Here is a 16,411-nt window from a genome sequence, read left to right on the forward strand (position 1 = left end):
ACGTAAACTGAAATTATCATGACAACGAAGGAAGAAAGAAGATTAAAAATAAAACGAGGAATACGTGGAAAAGTTGCAGGAACACCTGAACGTCCACGCCTTACTGTGTTTAGAAGCAACAAGCAGATCTATGCACAGGTTATAGATGATACTACAGGTAAAACTTTGGCTGCTGCTTCATCTTTGAAATTAGATGTTAAGGCTCCCAAAAAAGAAATCGCTGCCAAGGTTGGTGAATTGATCGCTAAAGGCGCTCAGGAAGCTGGTATTCAGGCTGTTGTTTTCGATCGTAATGGTTATCTGTATCACGGTAGAATTAAAGAATTAGCAGATGCTGCACGTAACGGCGGCCTTAAATTTTAATGAAGATGGCAGGAGTTAATAATAGAGTTAAATCGACCAACGACTTAGAGTTGAAGGACAGATTAGTTGCAATCAACCGCGTAACTAAAGTAACGAAAGGTGGACGTACTTTTAGTTTTGCTGCTATTGTCGTAGTAGGAAACGAAGACGGTATCATCGGTTGGGGCTTAGGTAAAGCTGGTGAAGTAACGACAGCTATCGCTAAAGGTGTAGAAGCTGCTAAAAAGAATTTGATCAAGGTTCCTGTTCATAAAGGTACTATTCCTCACGAACAGCTTGCTAAATTCGGTGGTGCACAGGTGCTGATCAGACCGGCATCTCATGGTACTGGTGTAAAAGCCGGTGGTGCTATGCGTGCTGTATTGGAGAGTGTTGGTATTACTGACGTTTTGGCTAAATCAAAAGGATCATCAAACCCTCACAACTTGGTAAAAGCTACTATTGCTGCGCTGGGTGAATTGAGAAGTCCGTTTATTGTAGCTCAGAACAGAGGTGTATCTGTAGAAAAAGTGTTTAGAGGTTAATTAGGGAGGAAAAATTATGGCGACTATTAAAATTAAACAAGTTAAGAGTAGAATTAAGTGCCCGAAAGACCAAAAAAGAACACTTGATGCACTGGGCCTGACAAAGTTGAACCGTGTAGTAGAGCATGAAGCTACTCCGGCTATCTTAGGCATGGTTGAGAAAGTGAAACATTTGGTTTCAGTAGAAAAGTAATAATTGGTTGAAAAAATAAATTATAAGATATGAACTTATCAAATTTAAAACCTGCTGAAGGATCTACTAAGACCAGAAAAAGAATCGGCCGTGGTCCGGGTTCAGGATTAGGAGGAACTTCAACAAGAGGTCATAAAGGAGCAAAGTCAAGATCTGGTTATTCAAAAAAGATCGGATTTGAAGGCGGTCAGATGCCTATTCAGAGACGTTTGCCTAAATTTGGTTTCAAGAATATTAATCGTGTTGAATATAAAGCTATCAATATCGCTACATTACAGTTAATGGCTGAATCTCAGAACTTAACTAAAATAGGTGTTAACGAATTGATCGAAGCTGGTTTTATTTCATCATCTCAAATGGTTAAGATTCTTGGTAATGGTAGCCTGACTGTTAAATTAGATGTTGAAGCTCATGCTTTCTCTAAAAGTGCAGAAGCAGCTATCCAGGCCGTAGGTGGAACTGTTGTTAAACTCTAAGTCATGAGAGCAGTTGAAACAATAAAAAATATCTGGAAGATTGAGGATCTGAGAAATCGGATCCTCACCACTCTTTTATTGGTGGCTATATATCGCTTCGGAACGTATGTAGTACTTCCTGGTATTGATCCTCAAGCGTTAACCGCTTTACAGGCGCAGACAAGAGGCGGATTGCTTGCACTGTTGGATATGTTTTCAGGTGGTGCATTCTCTAATGCTTCTATTTTTGCATTGGGTATTATGCCTTATATTTCCGCTTCAATTGTTATGCAGTTGTTAGCCATTGCAGTTCCTTCTTTTCAGAAATTACAGAGAGAAGGGGAGAGTGGTCGTAGAAAGATCAATCAATGGACTCGCTACCTCACAGTAGCTATCCTGTTATTCCAGGGACCGACGTATCTGGTGAACTTAAGTGTTCAGTTGAAGGCTGCTGGTGCAGCTTTACCTCCGGGTATTCTGTTTACTATATCTTCTACTATTATTCTGGCTGCAGGAAGTATGTTTATCTTATGGCTAGGTGAAAGAATTACAGATAAAGGTGTTGGAAATGGTATTTCATTTATCATTTTGATTGGTATCATAGCCCGTCTACCGCATTCATTGTTCCAGGAATTTATTTCAAGAACAAGTGAAAAAACTGGTGGTCTGGTTATGTTCTTGTTTGAAATGCTGTTTCTTTTACTTGTTATTGCCGGTGCTATTTTATTGGTTCAGGGAACTCGTAAAGTGCCCGTACAGTACGCTAAGAGAATTATAGGTAACAAACAATATGGTGGCGCTCGTCAGTATATTCCTTTAAAGGTAAATGCTGCAAACGTTATGCCTATCATCTTTGCTCAGGCAATTATGTTTATTCCTATTTCTATTGTAGGATTCTCCAGTACAGGTGATCAAAGTGGTTTTTGGGCTGCATTTATGGATAATACCGGTTTCTGGTATAACTTTGTATTTGCGGTATTGATTATCCTCTTTACTTATTTCTATACAGCTATCACGATCAATCCGACCCAGATGGCTGATGATTTGAAGAGAAACAATGGATTTATTCCGGGTGTTAAACCTGGAAAAAGTACCAAAGACTATCTGGATACAATCATGGATCGTATTACTCTTCCGGGTGCATTCTTCTTGGCATTGGTAGCTATTATGCCTGCTTTTGCAAGAATCGCTGGTGTGAGTATGGAGTTCTCTCAGTTCTTTGGAGGAACATCTTTGTTGATTTTGGTTGGTGTAGTGTTGGATACATTGCAGCAAGTAGAAAGTCATTTGTTGATGCGTCATTATGACGGTTTGTTGAAGTCAGGAAGAATTAAAGGTCGTACAGGCTCAGTTGCCGCTTATTAATAGGATGATCTATTTAAAAACAGATGAAGAAATCGAGTTGATGCGTTCGGCCAATCAATTGGTAGGCCGGACACTGGGAGAATTGGCAAAGCATATTGCTCCCGGGGTTACAACTCTTCAACTCGATAAGATTGCTGAAGAATTCATTAGGGATAATGGAGCAGTCCCAGCTTTTTTAGGGTATGGTGGTTTTCCAAATTCAATATGTGCTTCTGTAAATGAGCAGGTAGTGCATGGTATTCCTTCCTCAAAAGCAGTTTTAAAAGAAGGTGATGTCATATCAGTTGACTGTGGTACCATATTGAATGGCTTTGTTGGCGATTCAGCTTATACTTTTTGTGTAGGTGAAGTGGCACCGGAAGTGAAGAATTTGTTGAAGACGACAAAAGAATCTCTTTATCAAGGTATTCAACAAGCTGTAGAAGGAAAACGAGTAGGAGATGTTAGTCATGCGGTGCAGACATACTGTGAATCGAAAGGTTACTCTGTTGTAAGGGAACTGGTGGGACATGGTATCGGACGCAAGATGCATGAAGAACCTGAAGTACCCAATTATGGAAGATATGGTTGCGGAGCTTTATTGCGTAGTGGTATGTGCATCTGCATTGAACCTATGATCAATATGGGAAGCAAAAATGTCGTTTTTGAAAAGGACGGTTGGACGGTGCGTACAAAAGACAGAAAATGTTCTGCTCATTTTGAGCATTGTATAGCGATAAGACCCGATGGTCCTCAGATTTTATCTTCATTTGAATTTGTAGAAGAAGTTCTAGGAAATAACGCAATTTAATTTGATTTATATGGCTAAACAAGCAGCTATTGAACAAGATGGAGTTATAGTAGAAGCATTGTCAAATGCAATGTTTCGTGTGGAATTAGAGAACGGACATGAAATTACTGCCCACATATCAGGAAAGATGCGTATGCATTATATTAAAATTCTTCCTGGTGATAAGGTTAGAGTAGAAATGTCTCCGTATGATTTATCAAAAGGTAGAATTGCTTTTAGATATAAATAAAAATAACTAGATATGAAAGTAAGAGCATCTTTAAAGAAGCGTACACCTGAATGTAAGATTGTAAGAAGAAAGGGTCGCTTATACGTAATTAACAAGAAAAACCCTAAGTATAAACAACGTCAGGGATAATTTATTATTTTTGCAAAATAATTAAGTAAGTAATATGGCTATAAGAATAGTTGGTGTAGACTTGCCACAAAATAAAAGAGGAGAAATCGCTTTGACTTATATCTACGGTATCGGTCGGAGTGCTTCAAAATCTATTTTAGAGAAAGCAGGCGTTGATCGTGATATCAAAGTAAAAGACTGGACAGATGATCAAGCTGCAAAAGTACGTGAAGTCATTGGCGCTGAGTACAAGGTAGAAGGTGATCTTCGTTCTGAAGTTCAACTAAACATCAAGCGTCTGATGGATATCGGATGTTACAGAGGTGTTCGTCACCGTATTGGTTTGCCTTTGAGAGGCCAGAGCACAAAGAACAATGCTCGTACTCGTAAGGGTAAGAAGAAAACTGTTGCAAATAAGAAAAAAGCTACTAAATAATAAGAGTTGATATGGCAAAAAAAACAGTCGCAGCAAAGAAGAGAAACGTAAAAGTTGACGCTTACGGTCAAGCTCATATTCATTCTTCTTTCAATAACATTATTGTGTCTCTTGCCAACAGTGAAGGTCAGGTAATCAGTTGGTCTTCTGCAGGTAAGATGGGATTCAGAAGTTCTAAAAAGAACACTCCGTATGCCGCTCAGATGGCAGCACAAGATTGTGCTAAGGTAGCTTATGATCTTGGTTTGAGAAAAGTAAAAGTATTCGTAAAAGGACCGGGTAACGGACGTGAGTCTGCTATCAGAACTATCCACGGTGCCGGAATCGAAGTAACTGAAATCGTAGACGTTACTCCGCTGCCTCACAATGGTTGTCGTCCTCCGAAAAAGAGAAGAGTATAATTAACTATAGTTTCTTGAACATTGAATCCGGAATTGTGAATAGATTGCATAAAGACCTTATCCTCTCTGTAATCGCGGCTGCACGGTTCCAGATTCAGACAGAAAAATTAAAACAATAAAAAAATGGCAAGATATACTGGACCAAAAACAAGAATTGCCCGTAAGTTTGGTGAGGCTATATTCGGACCGGATAAAGTTCTTTCTAAAAAGAATTATCCTCCCGGACAACATGGTAACGCCAGAAAAAGAAAAACTTCTGAATACGGAATTCAGCTTCGCGAGAAGCAAAAAGCTAAATACACTTATGGTGTATTGGAAAAACAATTTAGAAACCTGTTCGACAAAGCGCAGCGTTCAAAGGGTATTACCGGTGAAGTTCTGCTTCAGTTACTGGAAGGTCGTTTGGACAATGTAGTTTATCGTTTGGGTATTGCTCCTACGAGAGCTGCTGCACGTCAGTTGGTTTCTCACCGTCACATTACAGTTGATGGTAAGGTTGTAAACATTCCTTCTTACTCTTTGAAAGCCGGTCAGATCGTTGGTGTTAGAGAGAAATCCAAGTCTTTGGAAGTGATTGCTGATGCATTATCAGGATTCAACCACAGTAAATATCCTTGGATTGAGTGGGATCAGTCTTCTTTAAGCGGAAAATTACTGCATCTGCCGGAAAGAACTGACATTCCTGAAAACATTAAAGAGCAGTTGATCGTAGAATTGTATTCTAAATAATAATTGATTTCCATGGCGATATTAGCATTTCAAAAACCCGATAAAGTATTAATGTTGGAAGCGGACAATTTCTTCGGAAAGTTTGAATTTCGTCCGTTGGAACCCGGCTATGGTATTACTATAGGTAATGCTCTGCGCCGTATTCTCCTGTCGTCGCTTGAAGGTTTTGCTATTACATCCATTAAGATCGAAGGTGTTGACCATGAATTTGGTACAATTCCCGGTGTTATTGAAGATGTAACAAACATTATCTTGAACCTGAAACAGGTACGGTTCAAGCATATTGTAGACGACATAGAGAATGAGAAAGTAAGTATTACTGTTTCGGGTTCGGAAGTGTTCAAAGCCGGTGATATAGGTAAACAGCTGACCGGATTCGAAGTATTGAATCCAGACTTGGTTATTTGCCGTTTGGATCCGAACGCTGGTTTCCAGATTGAATTAACAATAAATAAAGGACGCGGATATGTTCCCGCTGATGAAAATAGAGACCCGAATGCAGACGTTCACGTTATTGCCATCGACTCTATTTATACTCCTATACGTAATGTTAAGTATTCAATCGAGAACTTCCGTGTTGAGCAAAAGACGGACTACGAAAAGTTGGTTCTTGAAATAGCCACAGATGGTTCTATTCATCCGAAGGAAGCGTTGAAAGAAGCTGCTAAGATTCTGATACATCATTTCATGTTGTTCTCAGATGAAAAGATTGCGATCGAGACAGTAGATACTGACGGCAATGAAGAATTCGATGAAGAAGTACTTCACATGCGCCAGTTGCTTAAGAGCAAGCTAGCAGATATGGACCTTTCCGTTCGTGCTTTGAATTGCTTGAAAGCTGCAGATGTTGAAACATTGGGTGAACTGGTTAAATTCAACAAGAATGATTTGTTGAAATTCCGTAACTTCGGTAAGAAGTCGCTCACTGAACTTGATGAACTGCTTGAAAGCCTGAACCTTTCATTCGGTATGGATATCACGAAATATAAATTAGATAAAGAGTAAGTAAAGCGATGAGACATAATAAGAAATTCAATCATTTAGGTCGTACAAATACTCACCGTGAAGCAATGCTGTCTAATATGGCTTCTTCTTTGATCAAGCATAAGAGAATCTTTACGACAACAGCAAAAGCTAAAGCGCTTCGTAAGTTTGTTGAACCTCTGATCACAAAGTGCAAAGAGGATACAACTCACTCAAGACGTGTGGTATTTAGTACTTTACAGGATAAGAACGCTGTAACAGAACTTTTTAAGGAAGTAGCTCAGAAGATCGGTGATCGTCCGGGTGGTTATACCAGAATTATTAAGACTGGTAACCGTTTAGGTGACAACGCTGCTATGTGCTTCATTGAATTAGTTGATTACAACGAAAACATGTTGAAGGATACTACAGCTAAGAAAACTACGAAAACAAGACGTTCTCGTAAGAAATCTACAGCTGCTGAAACAGCTGCTCCGGTTGCTGAAGCTCCTGCAGCAGAAGCAACAGAAGAAAAAGCTGCAGAATAATTTCTGTAACTTATATACGATACAAAAACAGCCGACATTCTTATGCCGGCTGTTTTTGTATATAAACAAATTAATTTATTTGTTTACTTACTTGATATTTTTTAAAGCTTCCTGCGCTGTAGCATTAGATGGATCGATTGATAAAATCTTGTTCCAGTAAATTTTGGAGTTATCCATATCTTGTTTCAAGTAATAATAGTAGCCCAGGTAACGGTAACATTCGGTTAATTCATTGCTATATTTCTCTTTGTTTTTTTCAAGAATGGGAATGCAAGACTCGTAATAGGGTTTGGCTAAACCCTGTTCTGTCTCGGGGTCCAGTTGAGATTGTGTACGTGCCTGCCATAGGCTACCAAGGTGGCTATCCGGTACACGTTCTTTTACAATAGCAAATAAGCTATCAGCTTTGAACAGGTACTTTTGTGCTGCAATACTATCTTTTGCAGCTGCTGTATAGTAATATTTACCTAATTGATAGTAATCAGCAGCTTCCGATTCTTCTCCCAGCGCCTCTATATACTGCGTATAAGCCTTGATGGCCTCAGCATTATTTTCGCTGTTACTATAAACTTCAGCAAGGTCCTTATAGATTTCTGTATGCGAAGAACTTTCTTTTATAGCTTTCTGTAATGCATCTGCTGCCTGATCATATTGTTTTGCTTTATTCAACAGGCGACCGTAATATAAATAGTCCTGCCAGATATATTTAGCATCCGGATTATTGAAGAAAGTCTCTATTTCTTCCAGTCCTTTTTCGTAGGCTTTGCTTTCGTAATCATTATAGATGGCCAGACGTTTCAATAAAAAGTTATCAGGGTCAATAGCTTGTCCTTCACTGATTATTTTACCGGATTCAGCGTATTGTTTATTGAAGAACAAAGCAGAGGCATAATGAACCAGATTGTCTGTTGAGTAAAGACCTCCTGCCATGTAGGTTTTATAAGCTGCTACAGCTTTAGGATAATTCCCTTGTAATGAATAGATGTTTCCCAAATGGCAGTACGCCGGCAAGTAATCCGGATAGTTTGAAATTACTTTCTGAAGCATTTCTATTGATAATGTTGGAGTGACTCCCTGATATACGTTTGCATATTTGATATAAGCTTCCTTACAGGCCGGATCGAAGTGGATAGCTTGTTCATATCTTCCGGCGGCATCTCCTGGTTTATCTTTGCTGATAAGTAAATCGCCTTCATACAAATAAATGGCGGGGTCGTTAGCATTATATTTCTTTGCATTATCGAGAGCCGCCTGGGCTTCTGCCTCCATTCCGTTCATTGAGTAGGCTTTAGCAATAGCGACATAAACAGAAGCATCTTTTTTATTGATTTTGATTGCTGCATCAAATGCTTTTTGCGCAGTAGATTTATCTGTTTTGAGTAGCACTTTACCTTCACCTACTTTATTATAGGCATAATCAGGAAATGTCGTCCATCCTTTCTGGTAATTAGCCAAAGCTTCGGAAGTTTTATTTTCATCAAAAGCAATTTCTCCCAGATAGTATAAAGCTTCAGCCTGTTCGGCAGGAGAACTGCTCAGCTGTTTCTCAAAAAGCCAGCTTGCTATAGTTGGTTCGCCGGCTTTGTAAAAGTCAATGCCTTGCCGGTTATCTGCGTAAACGGCAATAGCGATAAAACTTAAAAGGATTATATATAAATTCTTTTTCATGACTGTAAATATTTATAGGGTTTATAACTGGTCTCTGACATTTACCAACCTTACAGGTTGTGTAGCCGGAAGAATACCTGATTTAAGAATGATCCGCTGTCCCCGGTCGCTAGCTATGAAAGTTGTAAAACCGGAAGCCAGGCCCATGCGGGGTTCTGATAATATCAGATAAACAGGCCTGCTCATCGGATACTTTTTCATTGCAATATAGGCCTGATACGGTTTAAAACTATTTGTTGCAGTGGCATGCCTGTAAGGACTGACTGCCATTACTTTTATATTCTCAGAAAAACTCATGTTGCTTGTATCGGACGGATTACTGATCCAGTTTACTCCGATGATACCTAACGCTCCACGGTTTTGGGATACATAGTTTATTACTTGCCGGTTTTCTTTCATTGCATGTAAATCCCCGGAAAATGATTTTCCGTTACAGATTGAATCGATAGCATAGCGTACAGTTCCGGAATTAGGGTTATCGAATACAACTTCGATCCTTCCCGATTGGTTATCGGAACTGAGTTCTTTCCATTCTTTTATTTTTCCCGTCAGTATGTCTCTCAATGCAGGGATACCAATCAGAGAATCTGTATTTTGTTTATTTACAATCAATGCAATGGCATCTGTTGCTATTTGAATGTTTCTGGGGAATAATTTTTTAGTGTTCATAAATTCCGTCTCTTCTTTGGTTAGCGGGCGTGAAGTAATGGCCAGCCGGATACTATCGCGCAGCAACCTGTTGATAGTTTCTGTTTCACCGGAAAAGTAAGGAACAATCCCGGCTTCCTTATAAATACTTTCGAAAACGGCGATTTCTTCTTCTACGACAGGGGCAAAGCAGCCATCGGAAGCTATAGCGATAACGCCACTGGTCGGAGTATCGTCCGGAGTTTCTGTTTTCTTGTTTCCGCAAGAAACCAACAGAACTATACATACTGTTATATAGAATAAACTTTTCATCGTTTGCTGTCTTTTATGAGCCTGTAACCTCTGAATAAAGTGTAGCAGAAGAACAGAATACCAACTGTTATTCGCATAGGGAATGACATATTCTCATTAAACAAGTTAGTGAAAACCAGCAGGAAAGTCATTCCGAGGTATATCATGACCATGAATATACCCCAGACAAACTTCATATTTATACACTTTACCTCCATCTTATTGTAATTTAAATCGTACCGGAACTGTAAAGTAGACCGGTACCGGTTTACCATTCTGTTTCCCCGGAACCCATTGTGGCAGAGACTTGATAACGCGTAATGCTTCTTTGTCGCAAGCCGGATCCAATTGCCTTAGAACTTCCACTTTCGTGATCTCTCCCGTTGGGCTTACAACGAAGCGGAGGGTAACTGTTCCCTGAATACCATTTTCGGCAGCGATTACCGGGTATCTCAAATGTGTACTAATGAACTTCAGTAAAGCCTCGTTTCCACCAGGGAATTGCGGCATTTGTTCAACGGCAACATAAGGTTCGGTTTCTTCTTCAATCACTTCCTTGTTGTCTTTCAGGTCTGCAATGTCGATGGCATCTTCACTTTCGGAACCTTTTACGTCTGCCACTGAGATAGCCAGTTTTGAGGTTGTCAGTTCTTCCTGTGTCTTGATTTCCTCTTCCTCCCTTACATCTTTATCCGCCTTAATAACAGGAGGGGTAAATTTGATTGTACTTTTCAGTACGGGAGGAGGTGGAGCCTCTAAATTACGGATTTGATTTTCTTCCGGTACCTTCGTTTCCATTTGCAGGTTGGAAAGTGTCGTTACTTCCAGTACCTGCTCTTTGGCGTGCTGGGGAATAACCGATTTGATCAAAACCGGGATTGTCATGACCAGAATAGCTCCGATAGCTACAATGATCAATGCGCGGATATGTCTGCCGGAAGAATTTTTACGCAACTCGTATGCTCCGTAGTCTTTATTCTTCCCGTTGAAGATCAATTCGCACCACTCCGGTGAATTCAGATTTATATTGTTCATATTAATCATGATCGTTCTTTTTTATTGGTGATACGAATTATTTTCTTTTAGGGCCGGCATTAGCCTCTGCTATTTGTTTAGCGAGTTCTCCGCCGCTTTTCAGGTTGTCGACCAGAAATTTATCTCCGTCGGTTATATCGACGATTGCATATTTACCAATATTGCATATCTGCATTTCGTCGAGCGCATCTACCAGGTCTTTATAAGAAGCATCGTCGGTCGCCTTGATCAGTACGACCGGGGCATCTTTGCCTCCTTTTATCTCTGTAGCCTGCTTTTTAAACTCATCTTCGGATATTTCTTTGTTTAGCTTTTTCACTTTCAACTCCGATATTTGTTGTATAGCGTCGGAATTGCGTTCCAGTAGGATGTTACGTAATCCGGTAGGAGAAAAATCGGTTGTTTTCAGTGATTCTACATGTTCATAATCCGGTTCACCGAAATAGTAGTACACCTTGCTGTCTTCACCCAATATAAGGGTGATGGCTTTAGAGGCTTTCACTTTTGTCTGTTCGGCTTCCGTGACATGGTCTTTCGACGGCATACTGATCTCCATGGTCTGCGGCTTACTCAGCGAAGTACAAAGCATGAAGAACGTGATCAGCAACATATTCATATCCACCATCGGCGTAAAGTCGACACGGATATTGACTTTCTTTTGTTTGCCTTTCTTGCCGTCGCCTTTTCCTTTATCTGTATTTACTTCTGCCATACTGCTTGTTGTTTAAACATTGTCGGGCACATTCTTGAGAGTTGTTATGAGATTATATCTGTTTTCTCTCAGGTCCTGCAATGTGTTCATTATATTTTTGATTTTAGGATACGGCGTCTGTTGGTCGGCTTTGATGGCGATCACCAGGTCGCGGTTCACTTCGCGGGCATGTTGTACCCAGGCTTTGAATTGGTTGTTCGTGCTATCGGCAGGGATTCCGTAATTCTGCGTCAGACGGTCTTGTTCGGAAGACGGAAGATTCAGAAATTCCTGCATATTCTGGATAGGAACACCGAAGGAAGGAAGAAGGCTGAATTCGTATATTTCTTTGTCGCTGAAGTTAATACCGTAGTCTTGTCCCAGTTTCTTTAATACGTTTGCCTTATCCTCTTGTTTGTCCATGCTCATAAATACTTTCCCTTCCGGATCTACCAGGATGGAAAGAATATTCGTTTCCGGTATTTTTATTTCGGAAACGGAAGCCGGAGTAGTAACCACGACCGGTTCTTTCTGGATGAAGGTAGATGTCAGCATAAAGAAAGTAAGCAGTAACACCGTTACATCACTCATCGCCGTCATGTCGATGAATGTGCTTTTTCGTTTTACTATAATCTTAGGCATATGTTTCAGTGTTTAGCCGCAAATGTTTGTACGATAGAGAAACCTATTTCATCGATGGCATAGGTGATATTATCTATTTTACTGGTGAAATAGTTGTACGAGATAATAGCCATGGCACCGGTGGCGATACCTAAGGCCGTATTGACCAGAGCTTCGGAAATACCGGTCGACAATGCTACCGAGTCGGGAGCTCCGGCATTGGCCAGGGCGGCAAACGAACGGATCATACCTAGTACGGTTCCAAGCAACCCGAACAGAGTTCCCAATGTCGAGATTGTAGCAATAACCGGCAGGTTCTGTTCCATAGACGGTAATTCCAGTGCCGTGCTCTCTTCGATCTCTTTCTGTATGATGACCATCTTTTGTTCTTTGGTCTGATCCGCCCTGTTTTCTACATCAGCGTAACGGGTCAATGCGGCGTTAACCACATTGGCCACAGAACCCTGCTGTTCTTTACAAGCCTTTTGAGCTGCGTCCAGATTCCCGTCTTCAAGGTCTTTTTTTATAGTACGTACAAATCCTAGCAGGGCTTTTTTCCCTTTAGACCGGTTGATGGCAATAAAACGTTCTACACTCAAGGTGATTACAGTAAGTAAAAGAGTGATAACAACGGGGACAATGAAACCTCCCTTATAAATCGTACCAGCATAGTTGCCGGGAAGCGGATGATTATCCGGATTATTATCCATGAAGTTGGAAGGATTGCCCAGTACGAAATGAAAGAAGCATACTGCCAGGATAAAGCAAATGATAATGACGATGCCGGCTGAAACGCCATTAGATGTTTTCGATATAACAGATTGATTTGTTTTCATAATTTTGATATTATTAAAGAGATAAAAAACAGAAAATAATAGTCTTAGTGTACAAAAAAGGAAATGCACACCCGAATCATGCCGTATTCGAAGGCATAATCAACAATTATAAATGTCTTATAATAATATCAAATAATGAGTTTTCGCAAAACGTAGATCCATTGATTTCCGCATTTGCGAAGCGAGAGGTAGTTTATTGTATGGATAATAGATAGTGTCTCCGATATTTTATATTGTGAGGCCTGCTCTTTCAACTTCAAGAGAAGAAGACTCTTATTGCTGTTCGATAATTTGAATAGCCGTTCGTAGTTATCGAAAGCCGGTTTGGTACGTGCAGTTATATCAAGAGACTCAAGAGGGATTTTTCCTAATTCAAACTGTTTTAATTTATTATCGTAGGAGAGGCTCTTTTCTTCGCCATTAAGGTTACATGGTTGAATCATCTCTTCGTTGTCGATATTAAACGCAATCTCCTGCCCTGTAAAGATCAGGATAAGGAGTGTTAATATGGACAGAACTTTCTTCATGATTCGACAATAAACTTTTTATGTTAAAACATTTTGTTAATGCAAAAGGTTGTAACTTTTTAAGAAAAAATGCCTGTTGATTCGGGGGATAAATATAGATAAAGTATAGTATTCAAAAAGGCAGTCCTCTATTTATTCATTGAAAATCTTTATAAGGGTTTGGCAACAATCTTAGTGAACCGTTTGTTATATTTGTACTGAGTGAAAAAAATACAGAATACTAAATATTTAGGTTATGAAAATTGAAAAAGTAATAGGTAGAGAGATTCTTGATTCCCGTGGTAACCCGACAGTAGAGGTAGATGTGCTTCTTGAATGCGGCGCTTTTGGTCGTGCTGCCGTTCCATCCGGTGCTTCTACTGGTGAAAATGAAGCAATAGAACTGCGTGACGGTGATAAAAAACGCTACGGAGGCAAAGGTGTACTGAAAGCTGTGGATAATGTTAACAATGTAATTGCACCGGCTATCATCGGAATGAGTGCATTGAACCAACGTGCAATCGACCATAAACTGCTTCAGTTGGACGGAACAAAGACAAAGTCGAAACTCGGTGCCAATGCCATGTTAGGTGTTTCGCTGGCCGTAGCTAAAGCAGCTGCCAGTTATCTCGATTTACCGTTATATCGTTATATAGGCGGAACAAATACGTATGTATTGCCTGTTCCGATGATGAATATTATCAATGGCGGTTCGCACAGTGATGCTCCGATAGCATTTCAGGAATTTATGATTCGCCCGGTAGGTGCAAAGAGTTTCCGTGAAGGCTTGCGTATGGGAGCAGAAGTATTCCATGCCTTGAAGAAGGTGTTGCACGACCGCGGACTGAGTACGGCAGTTGGTGACGAAGGTGGTTTTGCTCCGGCTCTCAACGGTACGGAAGATGCTTTGGGTTCTATTATGGCCGCTATTAAAGCTGCCGGATACGAACCGGGTAAAGATGTGACAATCGCTATGGACTGTGCTGCTTCCGAGTTTTACGATAAGAAGGGTATCTACGATTATTCGAAGTTTGAAGGTGCCCACGGTGCCAAACGGACTGCTGCCGAACAGGTGGCTTACCTGTTGGATTTGGTTAACAAATATCCGATCGACTCTATCGAAGACGGTATGGACGAAAACGACTGGGAAGGATGGAAGCATCTTACCAAAGCTTTAGGTGACCGTGTTCAGTTGGTTGGTGACGACTTGTTCGTAACTAATGTTGAATTCCTGAAGAAAGGTATCGAAGAAGGCTGTGCCAACTCTATCCTGATTAAAGTAAATCAAATCGGAACATTAAGTGAAACACTGGATGCTATTGAAATGGCTCACCGTAACGGCTATACTTCAGTGACGTCGCACCGTTCCGGTGAAACGGAAGATGCAACAATTGCCGATATCGCCGTAGCTACTAATTCAGGACAGATCAAAACCGGTTCATTGAGCCGTTCGGATCGTATGGCTAAGTACAATCAGTTGCTTCGTATCGAGGAAGAATTGGGCGATTTGGCTGTTTATGGCTATAAGACGTACAAAAAATAATTCTGACACTTACAGAATCAGATGTAATAGACTGAAGGGCTGCCTCCCAAAGAGGCGGCCTTTTTGTGTTTATGTCCCTTACCTTTATCAGAAAGGCTAGTTGCAACTACCCCGGAGGTTATTTATTTCTAATCGAAAGCATATTATATCTTGTCTTTTTCACGACCGTCGCAAAGCTTACCGACGGACGTTAGCAAGCTTATCCACGTCCGTCGGTAAGCTTTGCGACGGCGATGGAAAAGAGAATGAGTCATATCTTTTATAGTAAAAGACAGTATGCTATGCAGGAATAGTCAGTAGGGGGAGCGATAGATGACAGGCAGATAAAAGGTGAATGGTTTTTATTCGAATTAATGCATGTGAGAGATGAAATAGCCGGAGCAAAAAAAATCTCTTTACTCCGGCTATTCTATTTTATACTATTATAATTGAGCGAACCATTCACGGATAGCATCAATCAATATCTGATTTTCAGCACTTGTTTGGGTGGACAGGCGGATGTATGTTTCATCCAGTCCGCGGAAGTTGGAGGCATCACGAATCAGGATTCCATTCTTCTCCCACAAGTATTTCTTTAGTTCTGCCGCTGTGCCTTTCTTTAGGCGGACAAGGAAGAAGGTTGTTGAAGTAGGAATGACTTCCAGGTTATCGAATTTGCTTAACTGATAAATCAATTCGGCTGTTTCACGCTGCCACTTACGGATAGGCAAAGTAAACTGGGCCGGATGAATCAGGATATATTTACTGGCTTCAAGCGCAATAGCGTTTACCGACCAGGGGATGATATACTTATTTACTTCGGCTGTTATTTCTGGAGAAGCCACCAGGTAACCGATACGTAATCCCGGAATGTTGTAGGCCTTAGAGATAGACTGGATAAGAATCAGGTTTGGGTGATTCTTAACGTCTGAAGGCTTTAGCATATCTTCGGTGGTAAAGGCAACATAAGCCTGGTCGATGATGAATTTTGTATTGCGGTTGGCTGCAATCAACCGGAGTAATTCCGTACGATGAATCAATTTACCATCCGGATTGTTAGGATTGCATATCCAGCAGAAATCCTGTCCTTCCAGAGAAAGCTCCGAAAGGTCGTCGGAGGTTGGGAAGAAATTTATCTCGTGTTCGTGTAGGCGGCAGGCATCTTCATACTCAGAGAAGGAAGGAACGGCAATCGTTGATTTAGCCCCTCTCCAAGCCTGTGCCAACAGATAGAAGGCGGTAATCGAACCATTGGTTACAACTACATTTTCTTCTTTTATCTCATACCGGCGGGCAAGCAACCTTTTAAGTGAAGCAGCATCCGGTTCCGGATAACGTGTCAGTTTACTGAAATGCTCATTGAGATGTTCCTTGAGTTTATCGAGGTTAGCACCGTGCCATACGTTAGAACTGAAGTTAATCTTTACTTCGTTCTGCGAATTGTAAAAGTCATCACCGTGTCCGAATAGCATACTTTATTTGTTTTATG

The 16,411-nt window shown here is 40.6% G+C and carries 22 protein-coding genes; 14 read left to right on the forward strand and 8 right to left on the reverse strand.

Going from position 1 to position 16,411, the window contains the following annotated elements; all coding sequences use genetic code 11:
- Positions 1-18 precede the first annotated feature (18 nt).
- From rplR to rplQ, 13 genes are all read left to right on the forward strand, one after another.
- On the forward strand, positions 19-363 hold the full coding sequence (gene rplR, locus K6V26_RS27775) for a 50S ribosomal protein L18 (protein WP_009859533.1): 345 nt from the start codon (positions 19-21) through the stop codon (positions 361-363).
- Between the two features lie 5 nt (positions 364-368).
- Positions 369-887, forward strand: coding sequence for a 30S ribosomal protein S5 (rpsE, locus tag K6V26_RS27780; protein ID WP_009859532.1), 519 nt, complete (start codon positions 369-371; stop codon positions 885-887).
- Positions 888-903: 16 nt separating this feature from the next.
- Entirely contained in the window at positions 904-1,080 is a 177-nt protein-coding gene (gene rpmD, locus K6V26_RS27785; RefSeq protein ID WP_009859531.1) for a 50S ribosomal protein L30, read from the forward strand.
- A gap of 29 nt (positions 1,081-1,109) precedes the next feature.
- Complete coding sequence (gene rplO / locus K6V26_RS27790; protein ID WP_009859530.1) at positions 1,110-1,556, forward strand: 50S ribosomal protein L15; 447 nt, start codon at positions 1,110-1,112, stop codon at positions 1,554-1,556.
- Between the two features lie 3 nt (positions 1,557-1,559).
- On the forward strand, positions 1,560-2,900 hold the full coding sequence (gene secY, locus K6V26_RS27795) for a preprotein translocase subunit SecY (RefSeq protein ID WP_009859529.1): 1,341 nt from the start codon (positions 1,560-1,562) through the stop codon (positions 2,898-2,900).
- A 4-nt stretch (positions 2,901-2,904) separates the two neighbouring features.
- Positions 2,905-3,690, forward strand: coding sequence for a type I methionyl aminopeptidase (map, locus tag K6V26_RS27800; protein WP_009859528.1), 786 nt, complete (start codon positions 2,905-2,907; stop codon positions 3,688-3,690).
- Positions 3,691-3,700: 10 nt separating this feature from the next.
- Positions 3,701-3,919: a translation initiation factor IF-1 gene (gene infA / locus K6V26_RS27805; protein WP_009318521.1), complete on the forward strand. Its 219-nt coding sequence runs from the start codon at positions 3,701-3,703 to the stop codon at positions 3,917-3,919.
- Positions 3,920-3,931: 12 nt separating this feature from the next.
- On the forward strand, positions 3,932-4,048 hold the full coding sequence (ykgO, locus tag K6V26_RS27810) for a type B 50S ribosomal protein L36 (RefSeq protein WP_005645768.1): 117 nt from the start codon (positions 3,932-3,934) through the stop codon (positions 4,046-4,048).
- A gap of 34 nt (positions 4,049-4,082) precedes the next feature.
- Entirely contained in the window at positions 4,083-4,463 is a 381-nt protein-coding gene (rpsM, locus tag K6V26_RS27815) for a 30S ribosomal protein S13 (RefSeq protein WP_009859527.1), read from the forward strand.
- A gap of 11 nt (positions 4,464-4,474) precedes the next feature.
- Positions 4,475-4,864 (forward strand): 30S ribosomal protein S11, encoded by a 390-nt coding sequence (gene rpsK / locus K6V26_RS27820; protein WP_005634781.1) that lies wholly within the window; start codon positions 4,475-4,477, stop codon positions 4,862-4,864.
- A gap of 123 nt (positions 4,865-4,987) precedes the next feature.
- Complete coding sequence (gene rpsD / locus K6V26_RS27825) at positions 4,988-5,593, forward strand: 30S ribosomal protein S4 (RefSeq protein ID WP_009859526.1); 606 nt, start codon at positions 4,988-4,990, stop codon at positions 5,591-5,593.
- A 12-nt stretch (positions 5,594-5,605) separates the two neighbouring features.
- Entirely contained in the window at positions 5,606-6,598 is a 993-nt protein-coding gene (locus tag K6V26_RS27830) for a DNA-directed RNA polymerase subunit alpha (protein ID WP_009859525.1), read from the forward strand.
- Between the two features lie 8 nt (positions 6,599-6,606).
- A complete protein-coding gene (rplQ, locus tag K6V26_RS27835) occupies positions 6,607-7,104 on the forward strand; it encodes a 50S ribosomal protein L17 (protein WP_010800551.1) in 498 nt (165 codons plus the stop codon).
- Between the two features lie 87 nt (positions 7,105-7,191).
- Here the strand turns inward: rplQ and K6V26_RS27840 are convergent, their stop codons facing one another.
- From K6V26_RS27840 to K6V26_RS27870, 7 genes are all read right to left on the reverse strand, one after another.
- Positions 7,192-8,772: a tetratricopeptide repeat protein gene (locus tag K6V26_RS27840; RefSeq protein WP_195585966.1), complete on the reverse strand. Its 1,581-nt coding sequence runs from the start codon at positions 8,770-8,772 to the stop codon at positions 7,192-7,194.
- 21 nt (positions 8,773-8,793) lie between these two features.
- Positions 8,794-9,732 (reverse strand): PstS family phosphate ABC transporter substrate-binding protein, encoded by a 939-nt coding sequence (locus tag K6V26_RS27845; RefSeq protein ID WP_195585965.1) that lies wholly within the window; start codon positions 9,730-9,732, stop codon positions 8,794-8,796.
- 198 nt (positions 9,733-9,930) lie between these two features.
- Positions 9,931-10,746, reverse strand: coding sequence for an energy transducer TonB (locus K6V26_RS27850; RefSeq protein ID WP_044215307.1), 816 nt, complete (start codon positions 10,744-10,746; stop codon positions 9,931-9,933).
- A 37-nt stretch (positions 10,747-10,783) separates the two neighbouring features.
- Complete coding sequence (locus K6V26_RS27855) at positions 10,784-11,458, reverse strand: ExbD/TolR family protein (RefSeq protein WP_122328885.1); 675 nt, start codon at positions 11,456-11,458, stop codon at positions 10,784-10,786.
- A 12-nt stretch (positions 11,459-11,470) separates the two neighbouring features.
- On the reverse strand, positions 11,471-12,079 hold the full coding sequence (locus K6V26_RS27860) for an ExbD/TolR family protein (RefSeq protein ID WP_009859518.1): 609 nt from the start codon (positions 12,077-12,079) through the stop codon (positions 11,471-11,473).
- 5 nt (positions 12,080-12,084) lie between these two features.
- Positions 12,085-12,894, reverse strand: coding sequence for a MotA/TolQ/ExbB proton channel family protein (locus tag K6V26_RS27865; RefSeq protein WP_009859517.1), 810 nt, complete (start codon positions 12,892-12,894; stop codon positions 12,085-12,087).
- Between the two features lie 128 nt (positions 12,895-13,022).
- Entirely contained in the window at positions 13,023-13,421 is a 399-nt protein-coding gene (locus K6V26_RS27870) for a hypothetical protein (RefSeq protein WP_010800547.1), read from the reverse strand.
- 235 nt (positions 13,422-13,656) lie between these two features.
- Between K6V26_RS27870 and eno the strand changes: the two genes are divergently transcribed.
- Positions 13,657-14,943, forward strand: a complete 1,287-nt coding sequence (gene eno / locus K6V26_RS27875; protein WP_048314575.1) for a phosphopyruvate hydratase — start codon at positions 13,657-13,659, stop codon at positions 14,941-14,943.
- A 422-nt stretch (positions 14,944-15,365) separates the two neighbouring features.
- Here eno and K6V26_RS27880 read toward each other — a convergent pair whose 3' ends face one another.
- Positions 15,366-16,394 carry an aminotransferase class I/II-fold pyridoxal phosphate-dependent enzyme gene (locus tag K6V26_RS27880; RefSeq protein WP_009859514.1) on the reverse strand — a complete coding sequence of 343 codons (1,029 nt, stop codon included), beginning with the start codon at positions 16,392-16,394 and terminating at the stop codon, positions 15,366-15,368.
- Positions 16,395-16,411: the final 17 nt, after the last annotated feature.

The sequence above is a fragment of the Parabacteroides goldsteinii genome (assembly GCF_020091425.1).
Lineage (GTDB): Bacteria > Bacteroidota > Bacteroidia > Bacteroidales > Tannerellaceae > Parabacteroides > Parabacteroides goldsteinii.

Coding starts and splice junctions, on each gene's coding strand:
- rplR (WP_009859533.1), top strand. CDS start 19: ATGACAACGAAGGAAGAAAGAAGATTAAAAATAAAACGAGGAATACGT.
- rpsE (WP_009859532.1), top strand. CDS start 369: ATGGCAGGAGTTAATAATAGAGTTAAATCGACCAACGACTTAGAGTTG.
- rpmD (WP_009859531.1), top strand. CDS start 904: ATGGCGACTATTAAAATTAAACAAGTTAAGAGTAGAATTAAGTGCCCG.
- rplO (WP_009859530.1), top strand. CDS start 1,110: ATGAACTTATCAAATTTAAAACCTGCTGAAGGATCTACTAAGACCAGA.
- secY (WP_009859529.1), top strand. CDS start 1,560: ATGAGAGCAGTTGAAACAATAAAAAATATCTGGAAGATTGAGGATCTG.
- map (WP_009859528.1), top strand. CDS start 2,905: ATGATCTATTTAAAAACAGATGAAGAAATCGAGTTGATGCGTTCGGCC.
- infA (WP_009318521.1), top strand. CDS start 3,701: ATGGCTAAACAAGCAGCTATTGAACAAGATGGAGTTATAGTAGAAGCA.
- ykgO (WP_005645768.1), top strand. CDS start 3,932: ATGAAAGTAAGAGCATCTTTAAAGAAGCGTACACCTGAATGTAAGATT.
- rpsM (WP_009859527.1), top strand. CDS start 4,083: ATGGCTATAAGAATAGTTGGTGTAGACTTGCCACAAAATAAAAGAGGA.
- rpsK (WP_005634781.1), top strand. CDS start 4,475: ATGGCAAAAAAAACAGTCGCAGCAAAGAAGAGAAACGTAAAAGTTGAC.
- rpsD (WP_009859526.1), top strand. CDS start 4,988: ATGGCAAGATATACTGGACCAAAAACAAGAATTGCCCGTAAGTTTGGT.
- K6V26_RS27830 (WP_009859525.1), top strand. CDS start 5,606: ATGGCGATATTAGCATTTCAAAAACCCGATAAAGTATTAATGTTGGAA.
- rplQ (WP_010800551.1), top strand. CDS start 6,607: ATGAGACATAATAAGAAATTCAATCATTTAGGTCGTACAAATACTCAC.
- K6V26_RS27840 (WP_195585966.1), bottom strand. CDS start 8,772: ATGAAAAAGAATTTATATATAATCCTTTTAAGTTTTATCGCTATTGCC.
- K6V26_RS27845 (WP_195585965.1), bottom strand. CDS start 9,732: ATGAAAAGTTTATTCTATATAACAGTATGTATAGTTCTGTTGGTTTCT.
- K6V26_RS27850 (WP_044215307.1), bottom strand. CDS start 10,746: ATGAACAATATAAATCTGAATTCACCGGAGTGGTGCGAATTGATCTTC.
- K6V26_RS27855 (WP_122328885.1), bottom strand. CDS start 11,458: ATGGCAGAAGTAAATACAGATAAAGGAAAAGGCGACGGCAAGAAAGGC.
- K6V26_RS27860 (WP_009859518.1), bottom strand. CDS start 12,079: ATGCCTAAGATTATAGTAAAACGAAAAAGCACATTCATCGACATGACG.
- K6V26_RS27865 (WP_009859517.1), bottom strand. CDS start 12,894: ATGAAAACAAATCAATCTGTTATATCGAAAACATCTAATGGCGTTTCA.
- K6V26_RS27870 (WP_010800547.1), bottom strand. CDS start 13,421: ATGAAGAAAGTTCTGTCCATATTAACACTCCTTATCCTGATCTTTACA.
- eno (WP_048314575.1), top strand. CDS start 13,657: ATGAAAATTGAAAAAGTAATAGGTAGAGAGATTCTTGATTCCCGTGGT.
- K6V26_RS27880 (WP_009859514.1), bottom strand. CDS start 16,394: ATGCTATTCGGACACGGTGATGACTTTTACAATTCGCAGAACGAAGTA.